The 21,363-nt window shown below is 69.9% G+C and carries 22 protein-coding genes; 13 read left to right on the top strand and 9 right to left on the bottom strand.

All coding sequences use genetic code 11. The annotated features are described in order from the left end of the window. Positions 1–5: 5 nt before the first annotated feature. The gene (locus ABZV40_RS30845; RefSeq protein WP_355449253.1) at positions 6–563 is read right to left on the bottom strand and encodes a helix-turn-helix domain-containing protein; all 558 of its coding nucleotides are present in this window, start codon (positions 561–563) and stop codon (positions 6–8) included. A 105-nt stretch (positions 564–668) separates the two neighbouring features. Between ABZV40_RS30845 and ABZV40_RS30840 the strand changes: the two genes are divergently transcribed. Together ABZV40_RS30840 and ABZV40_RS30835 are read left to right on the top strand one after the other, a co-directional pair. Next, positions 669–1,370: an SDR family NAD(P)-dependent oxidoreductase gene (locus ABZV40_RS30840; RefSeq protein WP_355449250.1), complete on the top strand. Its 702-nt coding sequence runs from the start codon at positions 669–671 to the stop codon at positions 1,368–1,370. Positions 1,371–1,404: 34 nt separating this feature from the next. Then, on the top strand, positions 1,405–2,274 hold the full coding sequence (locus ABZV40_RS30835; RefSeq protein ID WP_355449248.1) for an exodeoxyribonuclease III: 870 nt from the start codon (positions 1,405–1,407) through the stop codon (positions 2,272–2,274). Here ABZV40_RS30835 and ABZV40_RS30830 read toward each other — a convergent pair whose 3' ends face one another. From ABZV40_RS30830 to ABZV40_RS30810, 5 genes are all read right to left on the bottom strand, one after another. Then, positions 2,275–3,600 (bottom strand): HAMP domain-containing sensor histidine kinase, encoded by a 1,326-nt coding sequence (locus tag ABZV40_RS30830; RefSeq protein WP_355449246.1) that lies wholly within the window; start codon positions 3,598–3,600, stop codon positions 2,275–2,277. Further along, positions 3,597–4,268 carry a response regulator transcription factor gene (locus ABZV40_RS30825; RefSeq protein ID WP_355449243.1) on the bottom strand — a complete coding sequence of 224 codons (672 nt, stop codon included), beginning with the start codon at positions 4,266–4,268 and terminating at the stop codon, positions 3,597–3,599. Before ABZV40_RS30825 ends, ABZV40_RS30830 begins: the two co-directional genes overlap by 4 nt. 4 nt (positions 4,269–4,272) lie before the next feature. After that, positions 4,273–4,404, bottom strand: a complete 132-nt coding sequence (locus ABZV40_RS30820) for a hypothetical protein (RefSeq protein WP_355449240.1) — start codon at positions 4,402–4,404, stop codon at positions 4,273–4,275. Further along, positions 4,401–4,763, bottom strand: coding sequence for a hypothetical protein (locus ABZV40_RS30815; RefSeq protein ID WP_355449237.1), 363 nt, complete (start codon positions 4,761–4,763; stop codon positions 4,401–4,403). Before ABZV40_RS30815 ends, ABZV40_RS30820 begins: the two co-directional genes overlap by 4 nt. Before the next feature lie 63 nt (positions 4,764–4,826). Continuing rightward, a complete protein-coding gene (locus ABZV40_RS30810) occupies positions 4,827–5,699 on the bottom strand; it encodes a hypothetical protein (RefSeq protein ID WP_355449234.1) in 873 nt (290 codons plus the stop codon). Positions 5,700–5,854: 155 nt separating this feature from the next. Between ABZV40_RS30810 and ABZV40_RS30805 the strand changes: the two genes are divergently transcribed. Further along, positions 5,855–6,214 (top strand): hypothetical protein, encoded by a 360-nt coding sequence (locus tag ABZV40_RS30805; RefSeq protein WP_355449231.1) that lies wholly within the window; start codon positions 5,855–5,857, stop codon positions 6,212–6,214. 15 nt (positions 6,215–6,229) lie between these two features. Here the strand turns inward: ABZV40_RS30805 and ABZV40_RS30800 are convergent, their stop codons facing one another. Beyond that, complete coding sequence (locus ABZV40_RS30800) at positions 6,230–7,009, bottom strand: hypothetical protein (RefSeq protein WP_355449228.1); 780 nt, start codon at positions 7,007–7,009, stop codon at positions 6,230–6,232. Between the two features lie 235 nt (positions 7,010–7,244). On the opposite strand from ABZV40_RS30800, the gene ABZV40_RS30795 reads away from it, so the two are divergent. Together ABZV40_RS30795 and ABZV40_RS30790 are read left to right on the top strand one after the other, a co-directional pair. Beyond that, positions 7,245–9,425 (top strand): LuxR C-terminal-related transcriptional regulator, encoded by a 2,181-nt coding sequence (locus tag ABZV40_RS30795; protein WP_355449225.1) that lies wholly within the window; start codon positions 7,245–7,247, stop codon positions 9,423–9,425. Between the two features lie 104 nt (positions 9,426–9,529). Further along, positions 9,530–10,699, top strand: coding sequence for a DUF418 domain-containing protein (locus ABZV40_RS30790; RefSeq protein WP_355449222.1), 1,170 nt, complete (start codon positions 9,530–9,532; stop codon positions 10,697–10,699). A 165-nt stretch (positions 10,700–10,864) separates the two neighbouring features. Here ABZV40_RS30790 and ABZV40_RS30785 read toward each other — a convergent pair whose 3' ends face one another. Then, entirely contained in the window at positions 10,865–11,932 is a 1,068-nt protein-coding gene (locus ABZV40_RS30785; RefSeq protein ID WP_355449219.1) for an LCP family protein, read from the bottom strand. Between the two features lie 34 nt (positions 11,933–11,966). Here ABZV40_RS30785 and ABZV40_RS30780 point away from each other — a divergent pair, with 34 nt between their 5' ends. The 7 genes from ABZV40_RS30780 (at position 11,967) to ABZV40_RS30750 (ending at position 17,656) form a co-directional block, all read left to right on the top strand. Then, positions 11,967–12,368 (top strand): DUF6542 domain-containing protein, encoded by a 402-nt coding sequence (locus tag ABZV40_RS30780; RefSeq protein WP_355449216.1) that lies wholly within the window; start codon positions 11,967–11,969, stop codon positions 12,366–12,368. Continuing rightward, positions 12,337–12,462, top strand: coding sequence for a hypothetical protein (locus tag ABZV40_RS30775; RefSeq protein ID WP_355449213.1), 126 nt, complete (start codon positions 12,337–12,339; stop codon positions 12,460–12,462). Before ABZV40_RS30780 ends, ABZV40_RS30775 begins: the two co-directional genes overlap by 32 nt. After that, complete coding sequence (locus ABZV40_RS30770; protein WP_355449210.1) at positions 12,459–14,351, top strand: bifunctional polysaccharide deacetylase/glycosyltransferase family 2 protein; 1,893 nt, start codon at positions 12,459–12,461, stop codon at positions 14,349–14,351. The genes ABZV40_RS30775 and ABZV40_RS30770 overlap by 4 nt, the downstream gene beginning before the upstream one ends. Before the next feature lie 24 nt (positions 14,352–14,375). Further along, the gene (locus ABZV40_RS30765; protein WP_355449207.1) at positions 14,376–14,924 is read left to right on the top strand and encodes a TetR-like C-terminal domain-containing protein; all 549 of its coding nucleotides are present in this window, start codon (positions 14,376–14,378) and stop codon (positions 14,922–14,924) included. Positions 14,925–15,016: 92 nt separating this feature from the next. Beyond that, positions 15,017–16,210, top strand: coding sequence for a cytochrome P450 (locus ABZV40_RS30760; protein WP_355449205.1), 1,194 nt, complete (start codon positions 15,017–15,019; stop codon positions 16,208–16,210). Beyond that, complete coding sequence (locus tag ABZV40_RS30755; protein WP_355449203.1) at positions 16,210–16,416, top strand: ferredoxin; 207 nt, start codon at positions 16,210–16,212, stop codon at positions 16,414–16,416. The genes ABZV40_RS30760 and ABZV40_RS30755 overlap by 1 nt, the downstream gene beginning before the upstream one ends. 325 nt (positions 16,417–16,741) lie before the next feature. Then, on the top strand, positions 16,742–17,656 hold the full coding sequence (locus tag ABZV40_RS30750) for a hypothetical protein (protein ID WP_355449200.1): 915 nt from the start codon (positions 16,742–16,744) through the stop codon (positions 17,654–17,656). 231 nt (positions 17,657–17,887) lie between these two features. Here ABZV40_RS30750 and ABZV40_RS30745 read toward each other — a convergent pair whose 3' ends face one another. Next, positions 17,888–18,322 (bottom strand): hypothetical protein, encoded by a 435-nt coding sequence (locus tag ABZV40_RS30745; RefSeq protein ID WP_355449197.1) that lies wholly within the window; start codon positions 18,320–18,322, stop codon positions 17,888–17,890. Between the two features lie 72 nt (positions 18,323–18,394). Here ABZV40_RS30745 and ABZV40_RS30740 point away from each other — a divergent pair, with 72 nt between their 5' ends. Then, positions 18,395–21,319, top strand: a complete 2,925-nt coding sequence (locus tag ABZV40_RS30740; RefSeq protein ID WP_355449194.1) for a BTAD domain-containing putative transcriptional regulator — start codon at positions 18,395–18,397, stop codon at positions 21,317–21,319. Positions 21,320–21,363: the final 44 nt, after the last annotated feature.

Below are 21,363 nucleotides of genomic sequence, written 5' to 3'. Positions count from 1 at the left end.
GAGAACTACTGCGCGCGCAGGCCGTCCACGTAGATGGACAGGAAGCGCCGCCACTCGCCGGGCGAGTCCCGGATGACCTGCGCCATCGCCCTCGTGAGCGTGGCCATGTCCGCGATCGAGTAGTCGTCCCGCAGCACGCCCGCCTCGACCGCGCGGGCGATCAGGACCTCCGCGTGGCCCGCGCCCCGGTGGCACGCCGAGACGACCTCCGGGGCGTTCGGCAGGTCGCGGGCCAGGACGTCGTTGAGGCCGCGGTCCTGGGCTTGCAGGGCGAAGAGGTCGTCGAGGTAGCCGGCGAACGCGTGCCACGGGTCCGGGTCGGCCAGGGCCTTCTCGCCGATGACGTCCAGGGCGGCCAGGCGTTCGGGGAAGATCGCCGCCGCGAAGTCCTCGCGGGTCGGGAAGTGCTTGTAGAGCGTGCCGATGCTGACCTCGGCGCGGCGGGCGATGTGTTCCAGGGGGACGTCGAGGCCGCGTTCCGCGAACAGGGCGGCGGCCGCTGCCAGCAGTTTTTCGCGGTTGCGGGCCGCGTCCGCACGCAGGGGCCTCGACGCGGTGGACATGGTCGGATCCTACTCGGCACGGTTAAGTCGAGGGTGACCTCGACTTCCGTGGTAGCGTGGAACTAAGTCGAGGGTTGCCTCGAATTGGCGTCGGGAAGGAAACCCATGTCTCGCACTGCGGTTGTGCTCGGTGTCGGTCCCGGGCTCGGCATGTCCATCGCGCACCGGTTCGGACGGGAGGGGTACGGCATCGTGCTGGTTTCGCGCACCAGCGCCAGGCACGGTGGTTATCTCGACGAGCTCGCCGACGCCGGGGTCGAGGCGCGGGCGTTCGCCGTCGACGTGCTCGACCGCGGGCGGCTGCTGTCCACATTGGACGAAACAGGACCGGTCGACGTCGTGTACTACGGGCCTGGGGCCACGGACTTCGACGACCTGCCCGGCGAGATCACGTCGACCACGTCGGACGACGCACGGGCTGCGATGCGGTGGGTCTACCCGGCGATCGACGTCGTTCAGCACGTGCTGCCGAAGATCGTGGAGCGCGAAGGCGGGCTGCTGTTCGCCGGTGGGCTGAGCTCGGTGGTGCCGATGCCCGTGCTCGGTGCGTTCGCGGTGGCGTCGGCGGCGTTGCGCAACTACGCCGTGACGCTGAACGCGGCGTTGGCGGACAAAGGCGCTTACGCGGGCACGTTGACCATCGGCGGTGTCGTCGAACGTGGTGACATCCACCGCATGGTGCAAAACAGGCCGGAGCAGTTCGGTGACCTGGCCGGGCACACGCTCGACCCGGACGAGGTCGCCGAGGCCGCGTGGCGGATGTTCGTCCAGCGGGACCGGGCGGAGGAGGTGTTCTCGGCTCTCTGAGAGCTCGATGCGGGCTTGAGCCGCGGTGACTACGGTGGAACTCGTGCGAGTGGCGACCTGGAACGTGAACTCCGTCAAGCAGCGCGTGCCGAGGCTGCTGCCGTGGCTGGACCAGCGCAAGCCCGACGTCGTGTGCCTGCAGGAGACCAAGCTGGCCGACGACGCCTTCACCGCGCTGCTCGGTTCGGAGCTGGCCGACCGGGGCTATGAGGTGGCGCTGTTCGGCGAGACGCAGTGGAACGGCGTGGCGCTGTTGTCCCGCGTCGGGCTCACCGACGTCGCGGTCGGGGTGGCCGGGGCGCCCGGTTTCCCGCACGTCGAGGCACGCGCCGTAGCTGCCACGTGCGGCGGCGTCCGGGTGCACTCGCTGTACGTGCCCAACGGTCGCGAACCCGAGTCGGACCACTACAAGTACAAGCTGGAGTGGCTCGCCGCGCTGCGTGACGTCCTGGAAGCCGGCCCGGCGGACGCGTTGGTGTGCGGTGACATCAACATCGCGCCCACCGACGCGGACGTGTTCGATCCCGAGGCCTACATCGGGCAGACGCACGTGACCGAGCCGGAACGCGCGGCGCTGCGGGCGATCCAGGCGCTCGGGTTCCACGACGTGGTGCGCGACCGCTGGCCGAACGAACGGATCTTCAGCTACTGGGACTACCGGGCCGGGATGTTCCACCGGGACCTCGGCATGCGCATCGACCTGGTCCTGGCCTCCACCCCGGTCGCGGACCGGGTGCGGGCGGCGTGGATCGACCGGCACGCGCGCAAGGGCACCGGGCCGAGCGACCACGCGCCGGTGATCGTGGACCTGGACGAGGCACCGGACGGCGACATCGGGCCCGTGGTGCCGCCGCCGTCTTCGCCGGGGGCGAAGAAGAAGGTCAAACTGCCGCAGTCGAAGTGATCACGCCACGGGCAGTTGCCGGGTGGCGTCCGAGGGGCCGGGCAGCGTCACGGTGAAGGCCGCGCCGCCTTCCGCGGCCGGTCCCGCCGTGATCGTGCCGCCCATCCGCGTCACCAGCCCGTGCACCAGTGCGAGCCCGACGCCGGTCCCCACCGGCCGCGACTCCTTGTACCGGGCGTGCAGCACGCCCCGGTCGAACGCCACCGGGTAGTCCTCCGGTGCGAGTCCGGGGCCGCCGTCGCGCACCTGGAGCACGGACGACAGCGACAGCACCACCGGGCGGCCGGCGGGTGTGACGCGCAGGGCGTTCTCCATCAGGCCGTCGATGACCTGGCGCAGCCTTCGCGCGTCCGCCCACACCGTCGGCGAGGCGGACACCTCCAGCGAGAAGACCACGCCGCGGGCGTGTGAACGGGCGTGCCACACCTCGGCGGCGGAACGGACCACGGGCTCCAGGTCGACCGCGGCCATGTCCAGGCGGAAGTCGTCGGCGCCCAGGCGGGCGAGGTCGAGCAGGTCGGTCACCAGGCGGTCCAACCGCCGGGCCTCGTCGAGGATCACCGCGCCGACGGGAGCCACCTGGGAGCCCGAGACCACGCCGTCCGCGAGCGACTCCGCGAAACCCGTCACGGCGGTCAGCGGTGTGCGGAGCTCGTGCGAGACGGACAGCAGGAAGTCGCGCTGGCGGGATTCGCTGCGCTGCAGGGCATCGGCCAGCGAGTTCACGGACGTGGCGACCTCGGCCAGCTCGACCGTGCCCACCACGGGGACCCGCAGGTCTCGGCGACCCGCGCTCATCGAGTGCGCCACCGACGCCACGCGGCGCAGCGGGCGGGCCAGGACGGTGCCCAGGGCGAGACCCGCCACGCAGGCGACCACCAGGCCGATGCCCAGCGCGAAGATGATGTTGCGGACCAGCTTGCGGTAGGTGGTGCCGGTCTCGGTCTCCTGCACCAGCGCGAAACCGCCGGCACCGGACGCACGGGCCTCCACGTTCAGACGGCCGCTCACGCCGGACACGGGTGTGCCACCGAGCACCCGGCCCACCTTGACGTCACGTGCCGCCCGCACGGCCGCCTTGTCCGAGCCCGTCACCTCACCGGACGGCGAGATGCGGACGATCGCGATGCCCTGGCCCTCCAGCACCTGCTCGATCTTGTTGTTGGAGATCTGGCCGGAGACCACGTCGGCCTGGTTGCGCAGGATGTCGCGGCTCACCTGCTGCGACGTCGACAGCACCAGCCGGCTCGACACGACACCGGCCACCAGGACGGCGACGAACGCGACTCCCAGGCACAGCAGGGCGATGCGCGTGGCGAGGTTCATGACGCGTCCGCCGAGTAACCCACGCCCCGAACCGTCCGAATAGGACTGTCCGCGCCGAACTTCGCCCGCAGCTGGGCGATGTGCACGTCGACCGTGCGGGTTCCGGCGACGGAGGCGTAACCCCACACGGCGCTGAGCAGCTGCTCGCGCGAGAACACCTGGCGCGGGTGCTTCATCAGGTAGGCGAGCAGCCCGAACTCCGTCGAGGTCAGGGACACCTCGACGGAGCCGGCGAACGCGCGGCGCTCGCCGACGTCCAGACGCACCGACCCCACCTGCAGCACGTCCGGCACACCGCCGGCGGAGCGCCGCAGCACCGTGCGGACGCGCAGGGCCAGCTCGCGGGGGCTGAACGGCTTGGTGATGTAGTCGTCCGCGCCCAGCTCCAGGCCCAGCAACCGGTCCACCTCGTCGTCGCGGGCCGTCACGAACAGCACCGGCGTCCAGTCACCCGCGGCACGCAGCTCGCGGCAGACCTCGATGCCGTTCTTGCCCGGCAGGCCGACGTCCAGCACCACCGCGACCGGCGACAGCGAACGGACCGCGGCCAGTGCCGCGTCCCCCGAGGACTCGACCCGCACGCCGAAGCCGTCGCGCCGCAGGTACAGCGCGACGAGCTCGGCGATCGCCGGTTCGTCCTCCACGACGAGCACCAGGCCACGTTCCACGCGTTCACCCCGGCTGGTTGATGTCCGACTCGATGCTGTTCAGCGTTGATTCCACATCATCGAGGTCCGACGCCGGCGCCTCGCCCCGGCACGCCGTCAGCGACACCAGGAGCACGGCCGCGAGCACCCACCTCACTTGGACCCGCAGTGCTCGGACTTGAACTTGGCGACCTTCTCCGCGGCCTTGGACAGCTTCACCAGCTGCGCGTCCCGCAGTTTCAGGCGTGCGTCCAGGACGTCCGCGCGTGCCGTGTTGCCCGCCTTGCGGGCGTCGGCGGCCTTCTGCTCGAGCCACTTCTTGGAGCCCAGCGTCTCGGGGCCACCGTTGATCTTGTCGGTCAACGCCTTCACCCGAGCCTCGACGCGGGGCACGCGGTTGGAGCAGATCTGCTGCACCTTCTCCGGGCTGATCGTGATCGGTTCCTGCGCGGACGCGGTTCCCGCGCCCAACAGCAGCATCCCCGCCACGAGCCCACCGATTCGCGAAATGTTCATGCACAGAACGATGGCGGAGCACCATCAGAAGACGGTCCGCCGAATGTTCGGGTTCTGCAAAGATCAGCGCAACGGGACTCCGCGCGAGGCGGCGACCTGGAGCATCGGCCGCATCCGGTCCCACACCCGCTCGGACCGCAGCTTCTCCGCGGCACTGATGGCCTGCATCCCGACGGTCTGCCCCTGATCGTCGTCACCGTCCATGAAGTGGCACGACGCCAACGTGATCTGACAGAACGCCGAGCTGCGCGCCATCTCCGGCCCGAACCGCTCGATCGCGGACGTCAGCGCCGGGATCGCTCGCCGCGTGTCCCCGAGCTCGGCGTGCACGGTGCCGATCATGGCCGTCAGGTCGGTCTCGTCGTGGAACCTCGCCCAGTCCGGCACGTGCGCGTGGTCCGCCCGTGCGAACGCGTCCTTCGCCTTGCCCAACGCTCGCAACGCTTCGTCGGAACGGCCCTGACGCGCGCAAGCCCAGGCCTCGTTCGAATGCATGATGCTCGACGCCAACGGTGCGTGAGTGCCTCTCTGGAAGTAAGCCAACGCATCACCGGGTGCGCCGTGGTGCAGGTGCACGCGCCCACGCCGGTAAACGATGTTGGTCGTCAGGTCCTCGTCGTGCCGCGCGAAGTCGAGAGCGCGGTCGAAGTGGTGGTAGGCCGCCCCGACCTGACCGCTGTCGAACGACGTCCAGCCCGCCAGGTTGTGCAGATCGGCCACCGCGGACAGCAGGCGCGCGTGCACGTCGTCCGAAGCCGACGCGGCCAGCAGCTGCTGCGCCCAGTAGATCCGCACGACGACGGCGTCCCGGCACGCCCCACCGCCGTACCGGTAGTCGACCGACCTGAGCGAATGCGTCTGCGCCTCCAGCTGTTCCACATCGCTCATCCCGATGCGGGCGGAGTGCGGAGGAGGGAAGTACGCGGGATCTGCCATGTGGAATACCTCTGCGCCGACCAGAATTCGAGCGTAGGGTGCGCGGGACCGGGTGAGAAGAGGTCGCTGCACCGAATGGAATTCTGTGCGCGCGATGATTAAACAGGTATTAATGCGGGTATACCTGGCCCCGCCGATGCCGCAGAGTTGTTCCCATGAGGCGACGCGCGCACTTGCGGTTGGTGACTTCCTCCGAGGCCGGGGACTCGGCTTTGACCGAGGTCCTCAGCGCCGAGGACCTCGCGGAGGAACTCGGTCTCGACCCCCACGCCCGAGTGACGTGCGGCCTGCATCGTTGCTGGTTGCACCAGTGCGTCGCCTCACCGGACCACGTCATCCCCGTCACCGGGCACCGCTGGTGCCGTCCGTGCCGCTGCGCCCTCGACGTGGTCGTCGACGACACGACCGCTCGCCTGTCCTGTCCCAGGTGCGGCACGGGCACCCCGGACACGGCGGCGAACCGTCAGGTCGTGCGGGCGTGCCGCACCAGCATCGCGGCCGCCCACGCGCGGTAGAAGAACCCGGAAGCGTTAAGCCTGGTGGGTGAAGACGGCGGCCTCCGGGAGGTAGCTCGGGGGCCGCTGGCTGTCCTCCGGCACGTCGAGCAAGGCCCAGATGACGTGCCGCCCGCCACCGGCCGGCGTCTCGCCCATGGTGAAGTTGCAGACGGCGATCGACGCGACGTTGCGCCGCATGATGTTCCACTGCCTGAGGTCCAGGCGTGCGGTCGTGCGCACGGCGATGGACATCTTGTCGCCGCGCATGCGCAGCAGCAGTGCCAACGGGCTGTTGTCGTCCTCGATGTGCGACACGAGCTCCACCGCCACCTGCGGTGCCACGTCGAGCAAAGACTGGACGCCCCACCGTTCGCAGGCGCGTTCGGTGATGCGCTCGGCCACGTGTGGCAGGCATCGGCACGTGGGCAGTGCCGCGTCCACCCTGTCCTCGTGACGCAACCGCACGACGGAGGCCAACGCGGCCGTGGTGGTGGTGTGCATCGGAATGTGGCGGGGGAGTCCGCGCGAACCGAGCGTGGCCCGCAGCTGGTGATCACTGACGACGAGGCTCAGCGAGATGCCCGGCCAGCGCGCCGCGGACAGCCACACGACGTCGAACACCACGAGCAGCGCGGGCGACTCGGCGACGAGGTCGTCGAGCTCCACCACCACGCCGACGAGTTCCTTGGTCGCGCAGTCGAGCAGCACGTCCTGCACGCGCATGTACGTCGACCAGTCGAGGCGCCCGCGGAACCGGACGACGAGCACGCCGTTCTGCTCGCGGATGTCCACGTCGAGGCCGTCACCGGTCATGACCCGTCCCCTCCCGCAGTCGTCGCCGACCCGTCAAGGCTGGCGACGTGACGGCAGGAGCCCCAGGGGGTAACTACCCGTGTTTCGGCGTTGGTGCCTCCGGGGGACCGCGTTGCAGCAGGAGATCGGGCCGACCTAGGGTGCCGCTGTGGGCGGTTCGCTTTTCCCAGGTCGCAAAGGCAATTTGCCTGCTGACACAACTAGTTTCGTCGGCCGCAGGAACGATGTCGCCGAGGTGAGACGACTCCTGGCGGAGTCCCGTCTCGTCACCCTCACGGGTGTTGGTGGCGTCGGGAAGACCCGGCTGGCGCTGCGGGCCGCCGCCGAGACGCACCGAGCCTTCCGCGACGGGGTGTGGTTCGTCGAACTGGCCGGCGTCACCGACCCGGAACTGGTCGTGCACACGGTCCTGGAACAGCTCGGCGTCCACGACGACACGGTCCGCCAGCACCGCACCGTCCTGGTGGAACACCTGCGCGACCGGCAGGTGCTGATGATCCTCGACAACTGCGAGCACGTCGTCGAGGCCACCGCCGACCTCGTCGACGTGCTGCTGCGCGGCGTGCCGGGACTGCGGGTCCTGACCACCAGCCGCGAACGGCTCGGCATCAACGGCGAACACCTCTGGCAGGTCGTCCCGCTGCGGCAGGATCCCGCGCTGACCCTCTTCGCGGAACGGGCCGCGGCGGTGGAACCGGGCTTCACCATCGGCGCGGACAACCACCGCACGGTGACCCAGATCTGCGCGCTGCTGGGTGGAATCCCGTTGGCCATCGAACTGGCGGCGGTGCGCCTGCGCGTGCTGACGCTCGACCACCTCCTGTCCAGATTGGACGACACGTTCCGGGTGCTGGGGGAGGGCAAGCGCGGCGGCGACCCGCGCCACCAGACGTTGCTGGCCGCGGTCGACTGGAGCTTCCACCTCTGCACGCGGTCCGAGCAGATCCTCTGGGCGCGGGCGTCGGTCTTCTCCGGCACGTTCGACCTGGAGGCCGCGGAACGGGTCTGCTCCGGTGACAGCGTCGCGGTCGCGGAGATCATGCGCTCGCTCGCGGGCCTGGTGGACAAGTCGGTCGTCATCGCGGAACAACACCCGTCCGGCACGCGCTTCCGGTTGCTGGAACCGTTGCGCCAGTACGGCTTGGAGAAGCTGCGCGGCGCCGGCCGCGAGCAGGTGCTGCGGGAACGGCACCGCGACCACTTCATCGAGTGGGCCGAGCGCCGGGAAGAGGAGTGGTTCGGGCCGATCCAGCCGCAGATCTTCTCGCGCACGCGCCTGGAACACCCGAATTTGCGGTCAGCACTGGACTTCTGCTTCGAAGAGAGCAGCGAACGCGGCGTGCACCTCGCGTCGACGTTGTGGTTCTACTGGGCCTGCTGCGGCATGCTCGGCGAGGGCCGCCACTGGCTCGACCGCTCACTGCTCGTTCCGGCACCCGACGCCGAGCGCGCGAAAACCCTGTGGGTCAACGGATACGTGGCGACGTTGCAGGGCGATCTCACCGCGTCGGCGGCCATGCTGGAGGAGTGCCGCCAGTACGCGAAGGCCTCGGGGGACGCGACCGCGCTGGCCTACGCGACGCATCGGCTGGCGTGCACGCACCTCGTCGGCGACGACCTCGACCAGGCCGACGAGCTGTTCTCCGAGGCCATCGACCTGTACCGGGACCAGGGCACGGTCAACAGCCACACCATGCTCGCCGGCATCGAGCTCGCGATCTCGGCGACGTTCCGGCACGACTTCGCCACTGCGGAACGGCTCTGCCTCGAAGCGAAGACGGTCGGCGAGGCGCACGGCGAGCTGTGGGCGCAGGCGTACGCGATCTACGTGCTGGCGTTGTGCGCGTGGGCCAGCGGCGACTTCGACCGCGCCGACCAGCTCGGCCGCGAGTGCCTGCGGATCAAGCGGACGTTCCACGACCTGCTGGGCATCGTGCTCGCGATCGAGGTGCTCGCCTGGATCGCGGCCTCGCAGGGCAACGCGGTGCGCGCCGCCACGTTGCTGGGGGCCACCAGCGAGATCTGGCAGTCCGTCGGCTATCCCATGTTCGGCTCGCGCTATTTCGGCGCCCCGCACGGCGAGTGCGAGGCCACGATCATCGCGGCACTCGGCGAGCAGGAGTTCCGCGCCGTGTTCCGCAAGGGCATGGACCTGGAGCTCGACGACGCCATCTCGTACGCCATCGGCGAGGAGGTGGCCGAGGAGACGCGGGTGATGGCCGCGCTCACGCCGTTGACCAAGCGCGAGCAGCAGGTGGCCGACCTCATCGCCGGCGGCATGACGAACAAGGAGATCGCGGCGCGGCTGGTGATCGCCCGGCGCACCGCGGAGGGGCACGTGGAGCGGATCCTGCAGAAGCTCGGCTTCACCTCACGCGCCCAGATCGCCACCTGGGTCACCGAACGCCGCAACTAGGGCGTGCCGCCCACCCACCCGGTGGTCGTCTCCCCGCCGCGTGACCGGAGCTCCCGGACTTCTGCCGGATGGGCGCTGAGGCCGGTGGGCACCAGGCTCGGTGGATGTACTCGACCGTTCGGGAAAACGACGGTGTCGGGCGCCGGACGACCGTGCCCGCCGCGACCGGAAGTGACCGGATCTTCGCACTCGACGTACTGCGCGGGATCGCGATCCTGGGCACACTCGCCACCAACACATGGCTCTTCACGTCCGGTCTTCCCGGGACCGGGCAGCCCGACCGGCTCGGAACCTTCTCCAACTGGCTGCCCAACGGCAAGTTCCTCGGCCTGCTGACGATCATGTTCGGCATCGGCCTGGAGATCCAGCGCCAGGCGGCGTTGCGGGCCGGAAAGAGATGGCCGGGAAAGTACCCGTGGCGAGCGGCGCTGCTCTTCCTCGACGGTTTCCTCAACTACATCTTCGTCGTCCAGTTCGACGTGCTCCGCGCGTACGCGGTCGTCGGACTCCTCGTCGCCTTCCTGCTGCTGACCAGCGAGAAGGTTCAGTGGTGGCTGATCGGGGCGTTCCTGACCGCCCATCTCGGATGGATGACCTGGCAGGCCGTCGGCGGCGCGCGGGAGACACTCGCGCAAGGCCTCCCCTCGGCACCGGACCTCGGCAGTACAACGTCCTATTGGGACTCGGTCATGGCGAACGCCAGTGGCCTGGGCTCGGGGTTCGGACCTGGTTCGGAGTTCTTCACCATCCTGCTGATGGGCGCCGGCCTGTTCCTCGTCGGTGCCAAGCTCTACCGCCGCGGCATCTTCACCGATGCGAAACGCCGCCTCCGCTGGTGGCTGATCGCCATCGGGTTCGGTGTGGCACTGCCGCTGGACCACCTGCTGTCGCAGACCGAGGTGTTCCCGGCCGAGCTCAGCGGCTTCGCCCGCTACGGCACCGCGCCCGTGGTGGCCCTGGGCATCCTCGCGTCGGTGGCCGAGTTCTACCACAGGCGCGGCAAGATCGGTCTTCCCGGCCGGCTGCTGTCCTGCGTGGGCCGGATGGCGTTGAGCTGTTACCTGCTGCAGAACGTTCTCGGAGTGCTGGCCCAGTACACGGTGCTCAGGATGCCGGTGTTCGAGCAGCTCGGAAACACGCTGACCACCTACCTCGCGTACGCGCTGATCTCGGCGACGCTGATCGTGTTCTCCTGGCTCTGGCTGCGCCGCTTCTCCCGCGGCCCGTTCGAGCTCGCGTGGAACTGGGGATACCGCAAACTCGCCCGCGAGTGATCGAGCAGGGCACGGTCTGAGCAGGTAGCCGGGAGTCGTGTTCGCAACTCGCCGTCCGGTGAGGTGGATGAAGGGCTCCTTCCTCCACCTGGTGTGGATGAAGGAACCCTTCATCCACATAACTGCCCGGCAGGCGGGTCACGGACAAGACCTCTGGCAAGGCGCTCAGTCGACGCAGGGCACGCCGTCGTTCGGAGGCGGGGGCGGTGGTGCGGTGGCCAGTTCGGTCACCTTCGCCTGCACCTTCACCGGATCGACCTGGTTCACGTCCTGACCTCCGACGTTCGCACCGCCCTCGACCGGCAGCGTCTCGAACCGCACCTCGCTCGGCAGCCTGCGGGCGAACTCGGTGAGGTCGAACCGGGAGTCCAGCACGACGTCCTGCTTCGCCATGTCGATCATCGCCTGGGCGGCCGACACGTCCGCGCCCTTCAGGCGGTGGGCGACGGCCGCCAGGAACGCCTGCTGCCGCCTGGTGCGGTCCAGGTCCCCGTTGGGCAGGCCGTGCCGCTGCCGCACGAACGACAGCGACTGACCGGCGTCGAGGTGCTGCCGCCCGGCCGGGAAGTCGGCGCCGGACAACGGGTCCTTCGTCGCGTTGTTCAGGCACACGTCCACGCCGCCCAGTCCCTCGGCGATGTGGAAGAACCCGATCAGCGAGATCTCCACGAGGTGGTCGATCGGCTGGTTGAGGAACGTCGCCACCGTCCGCACCTGGGCGCGCCGGCCCGCCTCGCGCCCGGCTCGTTCCAGCGTCCGCTTGTCGTGCTGGCCCGCCGCCTGCAGCCGTTCCTCCTCGGCGATCTTCGCCCGGCCGTACGCCTCCTTGATCTTGCCCTCGCCGCCGGACGCCAGCGGCACGAGGTTGTCGCGCGGCACGGACATCGCCACGGCCGGGCCGGAATCGGGAACGTGCAACAGGATCAGCGTGTTCGCGTTGTAGCCGCCGCGGTCGCTCTCGCCCGCCTGCATGCGCCGCAGCACGTCGTCCGGCAGCGGTTCGCCGTGCAGATCCAGCCGGGTGGTGAGCCCCGTGATCAGGATGTTGCGGCCGGACACCGACCGCGGGGCGTCGTCCGGGATCGCGTCGGACCGCTCCACGCCGGTCGAGATCGTGGACACGGTGGCCCAGGCGATGCCCGACACGACGAGCACGGCCGCGCACGCGGCCACCCACGCGGTGCGGATCAGGACGAGAAAGGCCGTGCGGTGAAAGCGGCCACGTGATTGCATGAACAAGACACCCCCGCGGCTATTCTAGGTGCTCATGGGGGTACAGCTGCCGAGTTTGGCGGCGCTCGCGGTGCTGGCGGTGTTCATCCAGGCGGGGATCTGGGTGGACGGGGACAACCTCAGCTGGCCCTTCGGCGTCTGGATGATCGTGGGGGCGGTGCTGGCTTCGGCGCTCGTGCGCCGCATCGGTTTGTGGACGGTGGCACCGGCGCCACCTGTCGTGTTCGTGATCGTCGCGGTGGGCAACGCCGCCTGGCGGCGGTTGGCGTTCTGGGGGAACAGCGAGGAGTTCGTCGCGGACGCGGTCCCGTGGTTCGTCAACGGGTTTCCGTGGCTCGCGGCGTCGGTCGGCGCGGCACTGGTGGTCGCGGTCGTCCGCGTGTGGTCTGGGGGAACAAGGGGAAATGCAGGTCTTCGTCGACTCGGGCGGCAGTAGACGGGTGGTGGCCCGGCTGGTCAGCCTGACTGTCGCAAGTGGATTGATCGCGTTCGCCGTCGTGGTCGGCGGCACGCTGCTGGAAGTGTGGTGAGGCGCGCTCCGCGGCTGCACTGGATCTCCATCCTGCTCGGGTTGCTCGTGCTGATGAGCGTGGTCTCGTTCCACGCCTACACCGCGATCAGGCCCGAGCCGGTGCAGCACGCCCGTGAACACCGGGAGCTGCCGGAACGCACGCTCGCACTGGCGTTCCACGGCGGCCCGGATCCGAAGTGGACACCGCGGCTGCTGAACGCGTTGAAGGAGTCCGGTGTCAAGGCGACCTTCTTCGTCGTCGGCACGCAGGTCACCCGCAACCCGGAGGTGACCAGGCGCATCGCGGACGAGGGCCACCAGATCGCCGTCGACGGGTTCCGTGCCGAGGGCGACTGGGTGGACCCGCACAACCTCGCGTTCGCGCAGGCCGCCCTCGCCGACGTGCTGGGCGCGCACACGCGGCTCGTCGGCGCGCCCGTCGAGGTCGACAGCGGTGACCGCGACCACCAGGACATCGGCACGCTGGTGAAGATGTCGCTGCGCGAGCAACGGGGTGTCGTCCGGCTGCACGACGACGGCAGCATCGGTGCCGACATCGCCCGCGAACTGGCCAAGGCGCCGGGCTACCGGTTCGTCACGGTCACCGGCGACCGCCTGGTCGAGGCCACCGCGGCCGAACGCTTCACCGGCGCGGTCACCGCGTGGTCGCAGCGCAACGGCGGCGTCGTGCTGATGCTGCTCGGCACCGCCATCGCGATCGCCGCCCTGCTGGGCCTGCTGCGCACCCTCATGCAGCTCGGTCTCGCGCACACCGACCGCCGGCTGCGGCGCGAGGGCGAGCAGGAGCCGCCGCCGTGGATCGCCCCACCGGTCTCGGTGGTCGTCCCGGCGTACAACGAGGCGCTGAACATCGCCGCCACGGTGAGGTCCGTCGCCGCGAACAACCACTGCGCCGAGGTCGAGGTGATCGTCGTGGACGACGGTTCGGCCGACGGCACCGGCGACCGCGCCGAGGAGCTGAACCTGCCCGGCGTCAGGGTGATCCGGCAGGCCAACCAGGGCAAGCCGGCCGCGTTGAACACGGGGATCCGCGCGGCGAGGCACGACGTGCTGGTGCTGCTCGACGGCGACACGATCTTCGAGCCGGGCACGATCGGCGAGCTCGTGCAGCCGTTCGCCGACGCCGAGGTGGGCGCGGTCTCCGGCAACGCCAAGGTCGGCAACCGGCGCGGCCTGCTGGGGCGCTGGCAGCACCTCGAGTACTGCGCGGGATCCAACCTGGACCGGCAGATCCTGCACGCGCTGCGCTGCATCCCGACCGTGCCGGGTGCGATCGGGGCGTTCCGCAGGGCCGCGCTCACCGACGTCGGCGGCGTCAGCGACGACACGCTCGCCGAGGACACGGACCTCACGATGGCGGTCACGCGCGCGGGCTGGCGGGTCGCGTACCGGCAGCAGGCGAAGGCGTGGACGGAGGCGCCGAGCACGGTCCGCGGGCTGTTCCGGCAGCGCTACCGCTGGTCGTACGGGACGTTCCAGTCCATGTGGAAGCACCGCGCCGCATTGCTGGAGAAAGGGCCGATGGGCCGGTTCGGGCTCCTCTACCTGCTGGTGTTCCACCTGCTGCTGCCGTTGCTCGCGCCGATGATGGACCTGTACGTCCTCTACGGTTTCCTGGTGGCCGACGCGCCGCTGGCGTTGCTCGTGTGGACGGTGTTCCTGCTGCTGCAGACGGCGAGCGCCGGGTACGCGCTGAGGCTCGACGGGGAGTCGCTCAAGCCGTTGTGGGCGTATCCGCTGCAGCAGATCGTGTACCGGCAGCTGATGTACGCCGTGGTGATCCAGTCGTTGATCACGGCGTTCCACGGCACGCAGCTGCGGTGGATGTCGGTGCGGCGGACGGGTCTGCTCACGGAGGTGCCCGGCGGTACGGTGCACGTCACCTAGGAGCCAACCAGCACGGGAGCACCGGTGGGTCGCACGCCCCTGGACACGCCTGCGCGTCAGCAGGAGGTCTTCGCAGCGGTGCTCCACGTGCTGGCCGAGGTCGGCTACGCCCGGTTCAACATGGACCTGGTCGCGGCCAGGGCGCGGGCGAGCAAGGCGAGCCTCTACCGGCGGTGGCCGTCGAAGGCGCGGCTGATCACCGAGGCGTTGAAGGCCAACCTTCCGGTGCTGGCGCAGCCCGACGAGGGCACGTTCGCCGAGGACGTCCGCCAGATCATGCGTTCGTGGGGCGAGCCGATGCCGTTCGACACCGCCGGGATCTTCCTGGGACTGCTGGAGGGAAGCCGTCAGGACGCGGATCTGGCGTGCCTGCGGGCCGAGCACGTCGACCGCGCCTACACCGAGCACCTCCGGGTCGCGATCGACCGGGCGAAGGCGCGCGGCGAGCTGCCCGCCGGTCTCGACGGCGACGTCCTCGTCACCGCGCTGATCTCGACGTTCATCCTGCGGTCGGAGGAGGACGACGTGATCGGCAGCATCGTCGACGGCCTGTTGAGACCGCTGATCGGCTGATCTGGTCCCGGCAACTCGTCAGCGCGTAGTTTCTTCGCTACGTTCGGTCATGGTCTGAAAAGAACAGTTCTGTTCTATTGAGGGGGACTCCCGTGACTGAAGCTGCCGTCTGCCCCGTCCTGCACGAACGCGACCACCCCCTGCAGCCGCCGGTCGGGTTCGCCGAGGCCGTCACCGGCGGGCCGGTCAAGATGCGCTGGCCCAACGGCGTCGAGGCCTGGATGGTGTCGAGCTACGCCGGCGCCAGGCAGGTGCTCTCCGACCCGCGCTTCAGCACCCGCAAGGGCGGTCACCCGGAGATGCGCACCGACGAGGGTGAAGCCGTCATCGATCCCGACCAGCCCGGCAACATCAACGGCATCGACGGCGAGGCGCACCTGCGTTTGCGGCGCCCTCTCTCGCGCGGCTTCATGGTCAAGCGCATGAACGAGCTGCGCCCGCGCATCCAGCAGATCGTCGACGAGCACCTCGACGTGATGGAGGCCAAGGGCGCACCGGCCGACCTGGTCAGCTCGCTGTGCCTGCCGCTGCCGTCGCTGGTGATCGCCGAGCTGCTGGGCGTGCCGCCGGAGCACCAGGAGCTGTTCCAGGCCACGGCCAGGGCCATGTTCGGCAAGAACGGCTCCAAGGACGAGTACATCGCGCACGCGACCAAGCTCGGCGAGGTCCTCGCGCCGATCGTCGAGGCGAAGAAGGCCGCGGGCACCACGGACGACCTGATCGGCCTGATGGCCAACGACACCGACTTCAGCATGGACGAGCTGATCTTCCTCTGCATCGGGTTGCTCGCGGCCGGCCACGAGACGACGTCGAACTTCCTCGGGCTGTTCACGCTGCACCTGTTCGAGCGGCCCGACCAGCTGGCGATCCTGCAGCGGGACCCGAGCCGCGCCGACGTGATGGTCGAGGAGCTGATGCGCTACACCGTCGGCCAGCTCGGCGGGGCGGGGCTGACCCGCAGGGCGACCGGGGACGTCGAGGTCGACGGCGTGCTGATCAAGGCGGGGGAGTGGGTGAGCGTGTCGCTCCACGCGAACCTGGACGAGGCGCTCTGCCCGCGGGCGGGCGAGCTGGACCTGGAGCGCGACGCCGTGTCGCACCTCGGTTTCGGGTTCGGCCCGCACCAGTGCCTCGGCGCCAACCTCGCCCGCGCGGAGCTGCAGATCGGGTTGCGCTCGCTGTTCGAGCGGTTCCCGGCCCTTCGTCCCGCGGTGCCCGTGCGGGAGATGAGCTACCGCACCGACATGATCACGTACGGCGCGGCCGAGATCCCGGTGGTGTGGTGATGCCGGGAAACGCGACAGTCCGGATAGACCAGACGAAGTGCATCGGATCCGGTCAGTGCGTGCTCGCCGCACCGGAGGTGTTCGACCAGTCCGACGACGACGGGCTCGGCCTCGTGGTGATCGCCCGGCCGCCCGCCGACCTCGTGCCCGGCGTTCGTGACGCGGTGGACAGGTGTCCCGCTCAGGCAGTCAACCTGGAAGAGTGACCTGAATCCGCCGTTCCGGTGAGGCGTCATCACCGGAAATTGATTCAGGTCCTTTTTGCCGACACCCCGATGGCCCCTTTCCGGTCACGCTGTTCGTCCAGAATCGTAGGCGCGACCACCACGGCGTTGTGGTGGTCGCGCCCGCACGTCTCCGAAGAGTCGAAAGACCCTTCCCGACCAGGCCGGACAACGGGGATGGTGACGGCGGCGCGGTGAGTACCGGCGGTGTGCAACGGGTACCTGTGCAACGGGTGACCAGCGCACGTCAGGAGGACCAGCTATGTTCAACGGCGATCCATTTCCACCTCGTGTGGACAAAACAGACGTGCGGCACGTCGAAACGCTGACGAGCGCTTTGCGGGCGTTGGACTACGAATACGGCGGAGGCGCCTGCCGGGATGCCTGCGTCGCGTTGCTGAACTGGGCGAACCCCCTGCTCGACACCGGCTCGCCCGGCCCCGTGCTGCAACGGCTCCAGGTGGCCATCGCGGACCTGCACAACCTGGCCGGCTGGGCGTCGTTCGACATGGGACTGCTTGAGTCCGCACACCTGCACTTCGGCCGTGCGATGGATCTCGCGCGTGCGTCGGGCAACAGCGCGTTGGAGGCCAACATCCACTACCGGATGGGCCGCGTGCATCTGCACTACGAACTCGCCGAGGACGCGTTGGCGTCGTTCCAGCGCGGTTTGCCCATCGCGCAGGCGAGTGGGTCCACTCTGGCCGTGTCGATCCTGCACGCCAACGAGGCGTGGGCGTTCGCGAAGATGGGTGCGGAAAAACAGGCGTTGCGTCAGTACGCGCGTGCGGAGGAAGAATTCGAACGCGCAGAGGGCGAAGAAGCGCCGCCGTGGGCGCGGTTCTTCGACCTGGCCGACCTGGTCTCGATCGGCGGCATGGTCCACACCGAACTCGCCCGCACGTGCGACGTGAAGTACGCGCGGTCCGCGATCCCGTTGCTCACCAGGGCCATCGCCTCCGGCGGAGAGGAGGCCTCGCGCAGCCAGTCGTTCCGGCTCGCCGCGCTGGCGGTCAACCACCTGGTGCAGAACGAGGCCGAGCAGGCGCGGGACGTCGGCGAACAGGCGATGGCGCTGTCCGGTCCCATCCGCTCGGTCCGCACCCGCGATCGCATGCGGCCGTTGAAGCAGGAGGCGGAGCGGTTGCGCGGCAACGAGGCCGCGGACGAGCTGGCGTCACGCCTCGGCGTGTTCATGTCGACGTCGCGGGGAGCGGCCTGACCCCGTGCCGTGACGGTGGATGAAGGGCTCCTTGCTCCACCTGGTGTGGGTCAAGGGCGCCTTCATCCACGTGACCACGCGCCTGGCGAGGCCTGCTGCCGGTCGCGGCACTGGCTGGAAGGCGTCGCCGGAGCCCGAGGAGAGGTTTGGGCTTCGAGCCCCGGCGACACCATGGGGCCGGACGGCGCCCAGCTGGGGGCCTTGACGCCGTCCGGTGTCCACAGGGGCCGGTCAGCAGCGGATCTCGGTGCTGACCTCGTAGGTCGTGCCGTCGACGGTCCACTCGCCGTGGGCGGACGTGCAGACGTCGAGCGTGTCGCCGGGGCCCGACCACAGTTCCTGCTGCCGGTAGCTGCCGTGCCTGCCGCCCGCGTAGCCGTACGGCTCGTGGTAGTTGGGGCCGCCCCACTTCTCGATCACGATGGCCGGGGTGTAGGGAGCACCGCCGTTGTGGACGTCGGACCAGGTGTAGATGTAGGCCCAGTTCTTGCCGCAACCCTTGAACTGCTTGACCGAAGCCCACTTCTGGCCGCCGGAACCGATGTAGGCGGTCTTGCCGATCTGCGTCACCGGGCCGCAACCGGGAGCGCTTTCCGCCTGCGCCTGGCCGGAGGTGGCCACTCCGAGGAGCAACGCGGCGACGGCGACGAAGGTTGTCCTCTTCATGGGCGAGAAGCATCACGCGACCCGCTGACATTTCGCTGACACCTCGGGTTACCGGCTGGTTAGGATCGGCACATGCAACGGCGGTGGGGGTTCAAGGTTCTCGGATCGTTGCAGGTCATCGACTCGGGCCGGGTCGTGGAGCTCCGCTCGGCCAAGCAGCGTGTCCTGCTCGCCGCGTTGTTGATGAAAGCCAACGCGCCGGTCTCGTCGTATGAACTGATGGAGCACCTCTGGGGCGAGGAGCCGTCCGGTTCCGCGCGCGCGACCCTGCAGACGTACGTCATGCGGCTTCGCCAGTCACTGGACGACCTCGCGGACCGGCAGCTCGTCCGCACCTGGCCGACCGGTTACTCGATCCACGTCGACGACGACCAGCTCGACCTGCTGATGTTCCAGCGGCTGCGGGCAGAGGCCCGGCGCGCGCCCGATCTGGAGACCGAGGCGCGGCTGCTGGGCGAGGCGGCGGCGCTGTGGCGGGGGCCCGCGCTCGACCAGGTGTCCTCGCTGCGGATGGAACAGACCGACGTGCAGCGGCTCAACGAGCAGCGCTGGGAGGTGCTGGAACGCCGCAACGACGCCGAGCTGCAGCTGGGGCGGCACGACCAGATCGTCGACGAGCTGCGGTCGCTGGTCGCGGAACACCCTCTGCGGGAACGCTTCTGGTACCAGCTGATGCTGGCGCTGCACCGGTCCGGGCAGCAGGCGCAGGCGCTCGACGTCTTCCGCCGCGCGAGCGAGGTGCTCGCCGACGAGCTCGGCATCGACCCGAACGCCGAGCTGCGCGCGTTGCACATGGAGGTCCTCGCGGGATCGTCCGCGCCGGTCGCGGTGCAGACGGGACCGTCCTGGCTGCCACCGGCCGTCGGTGACTTCTCCGGCCGGTGCGACGAGGTCACGCGGCTCACCGCCGGGTTGCGAGCCGGCGGGACCTGGACGATCACCGGGCCGGGCGGGGTCGGCAAGACCTCGCTGGCCGTGCACTGCGCGCATCTCGTCAGGGACGCGTTCCCGGACGGGCAGCTGTACCTGAACCTGCGCGGTGGCGAGCAGAAGCCCGTCGAGCCCGCTGCCGCGCTGGACCGGCTGCTGCGCGGCCTCGGCGTGTCGGGCGGTGCCATTCCGTCCTCTGTGGACGATCGAGTCGACCTGTACCGGGACCTGTTGTCGGACCGGAAGATCCTGGTCGTTCTGGACAACGCGGTCAACGAGGCCCAGGTCCGGCCGCTGCTGCCGGGGACCACGTCCGGTGCCGCGCTGGTGACGTCACGGGCGGCGCTGGCCGGGCTCGAAGCCGCTCACGTGGTGCCGTTGGACGTGCTGCCCCCCACCGACGCGCTGGCACTGCTGCGGGCCGCGATCGGCGAGGCGCGGTGTGCCGCGGAACCCGTTGCGGCGCAGGCGATCGTGACGTACTGCGGACAGCTCCCGCTGGCCCTGCGGGTGGCCGCGGCCCGGCTGGTCGCGCGGCCGCACTGGCAGCTCGCGAAGCTCGCCGGGCGGTTGTCCGACGAGCGGCGCCGGTTCGACGAGCTGTCGCTGGGAGACCTGGACGTGCGTGCTTCGCTGGCGCTGTCCTACGACGGCCTGGACGAGACGCACCGCACGGCGTTCCGGCTGCTGTCGCTGGTCGACACGCCCGACTTCCCGGCCTGGGTCGCGTCACCGCTGCTGGGACTGGATCTCGACGACGCCGAGGACCACGTCGAGGCGCTGGTCGACGCGCGCCTGGTCGAGTACGCGGGCCGGGACGCGCTGGGCCAGGTGCGCTACCGGCTGCACGACCTGCTGCGGGCGTTCGGACGGGAAGCCGCTGACGAAGATCCGGCGGTGGCGCTGAAGGCGTTGTTCGAGCAGTGGCTGGACCTGGCCACGCGGGCCGACGCCGAGCTGCCGCACCAGGCGATCCGGCTGGAACCGCACGCGCTGGCACGGTTCGACCTCGGTGACGCGGCCGACTGGTTCGACGCGGAGTGGCAGAACATCCACGCGGTGATCACGCAGGCGGCCGCGCTCGGCCTGGACGAGCTGGCCGCCGAGCTGGTCATCCGGTCGGCCGCGTTCTGCGACCTGCGGGCCCGCTTCGACGACTGGGCGCAGATCAACGAGCTCGGGCTGTCCTGCGCGCCGCCGGAACGCAAGCCGATCCTGGTGCAGCAGCGGGGAATCCTGTCCGGCCGGATGCACAGGTACGCCGAGGCGTCCGCCGACTTCGCCGCCGCGCAGGAGGCGTTCGCCGCGGCCGGTGACGTGTGGGGCGAGGCCTACGCGTGGTACGGCATGGGGTGGATGCACGAGTGGAGCGGCCGGTCGGTCGAAGCCCGTGCGGCACATCGCGAGGCCATGACCCGGTTCGTGGCGTCGGGCAACCCGCACGGCGAGGTCGAGGTGCTGTGCTCGCTGGGCGCCATCGAACGGCGGGCCGGCGGGCTGGCCGCGGCGCAGGAGTACCTGGAGCGGGCGCGGCGGATCGCCCGTCAGCTGGGCGACGAGCAGAGCGAGCTGATGGCCACGCTGGAACTGGGGCGGCTGCACCAGTTCACCGGTGAGCTGGAGATGTCGGCGACGTTCCTGCGCTCCTCGCTGGCGGCCGCGCAGAAGCTCGGCGACCCGGACTTCGCCGCGAACATGCGGTTGTTCCTCGCCGACACGCTGATCCGGTCCGGGCAGCTCTCGCTCGCCGAGGAACAGCTGCGGCAGGCCTGGGAGTACTTCGAGGAGCACAACGACCAGCACGGCCGGATCTGGGTGTGGCGCTTGAGATCCGGGTTGGCGCAGACGCCGGAGGAGGCGCTGCGGCTGGCCACGCTGGCGGTGAACCAGGCGCGGGAGATGGACTCGCCGCCCGAGTACGGGCGGTCGTTGCGGGTGCTGGGCAACGCCCTGGAACGCGCCGGACGGCTGGACGAGGCCCGCGAGCACTGGCGCCAGGCCGAGGAAACGCTGACGGCGGCCGGGTTCCAGGCGGAGGTCGACGAGCTCCGCCTGGCCACGTCCTGACCCTGGCGGGATGAAGGGCTCCTTCATCCACCTGACGTCGATGA

Source organism: Lentzea sp. NPDC004782 (genome assembly GCF_040609115.1).
In the GTDB taxonomy this organism is placed as follows: Bacteria; Actinomycetota; Actinomycetes; order Mycobacteriales; family Pseudonocardiaceae; genus Lentzea.
Note: the sequence above shows the minus strand (reverse complement) of the source record. Positions and strands in the feature narration are given on the sequence as shown.

Bases quoted from the DNA above. Each gene is read 5' to 3' on its own strand.
- ABZV40_RS30805 (WP_355449231.1), top strand. From the start codon at position 5,855: ATGAGGCGACGCGCGCACTTGCGGTTGGTGACTTCCTCCGAGGCCGGG.
- ABZV40_RS30790 (WP_355449222.1), top strand. From the start codon at position 9,530: ATGTACTCGACCGTTCGGGAAAACGACGGTGTCGGGCGCCGGACGACC.
- ABZV40_RS30745 (WP_355449197.1), bottom strand. From the start codon at position 18,322: ATGAAGAGGACAACCTTCGTCGCCGTCGCCGCGTTGCTCCTCGGAGTG.
- ABZV40_RS30815 (WP_355449237.1), bottom strand. From the start codon at position 4,763: ATGAACATTTCGCGAATCGGTGGGCTCGTGGCGGGGATGCTGCTGTTG.
- ABZV40_RS30785 (WP_355449219.1), bottom strand. From the start codon at position 11,932: ATGCAATCACGTGGCCGCTTTCACCGCACGGCCTTTCTCGTCCTGATC.
- ABZV40_RS30840 (WP_355449250.1), top strand. From the start codon at position 669: ATGTCTCGCACTGCGGTTGTGCTCGGTGTCGGTCCCGGGCTCGGCATG.
- ABZV40_RS30810 (WP_355449234.1), bottom strand. From the start codon at position 5,699: ATGGCAGATCCCGCGTACTTCCCTCCTCCGCACTCCGCCCGCATCGGG.
- ABZV40_RS30780 (WP_355449216.1), top strand. From the start codon at position 11,967: ATGGGGGTACAGCTGCCGAGTTTGGCGGCGCTCGCGGTGCTGGCGGTG.
- ABZV40_RS30845 (WP_355449253.1), bottom strand. From the start codon at position 563: ATGTCCACCGCGTCGAGGCCCCTGCGTGCGGACGCGGCCCGCAACCGC.
- ABZV40_RS30830 (WP_355449246.1), bottom strand. From the start codon at position 3,600: ATGAACCTCGCCACGCGCATCGCCCTGCTGTGCCTGGGAGTCGCGTTC.
- ABZV40_RS30775 (WP_355449213.1), top strand. From the start codon at position 12,337: ATGCAGGTCTTCGTCGACTCGGGCGGCAGTAGACGGGTGGTGGCCCGG.
- ABZV40_RS30740 (WP_355449194.1), top strand. From the start codon at position 18,395: ATGCAACGGCGGTGGGGGTTCAAGGTTCTCGGATCGTTGCAGGTCATC.
- ABZV40_RS30800 (WP_355449228.1), bottom strand. From the start codon at position 7,009: ATGACCGGTGACGGCCTCGACGTGGACATCCGCGAGCAGAACGGCGTG.
- ABZV40_RS30755 (WP_355449203.1), top strand. From the start codon at position 16,210: ATGCCGGGAAACGCGACAGTCCGGATAGACCAGACGAAGTGCATCGGA.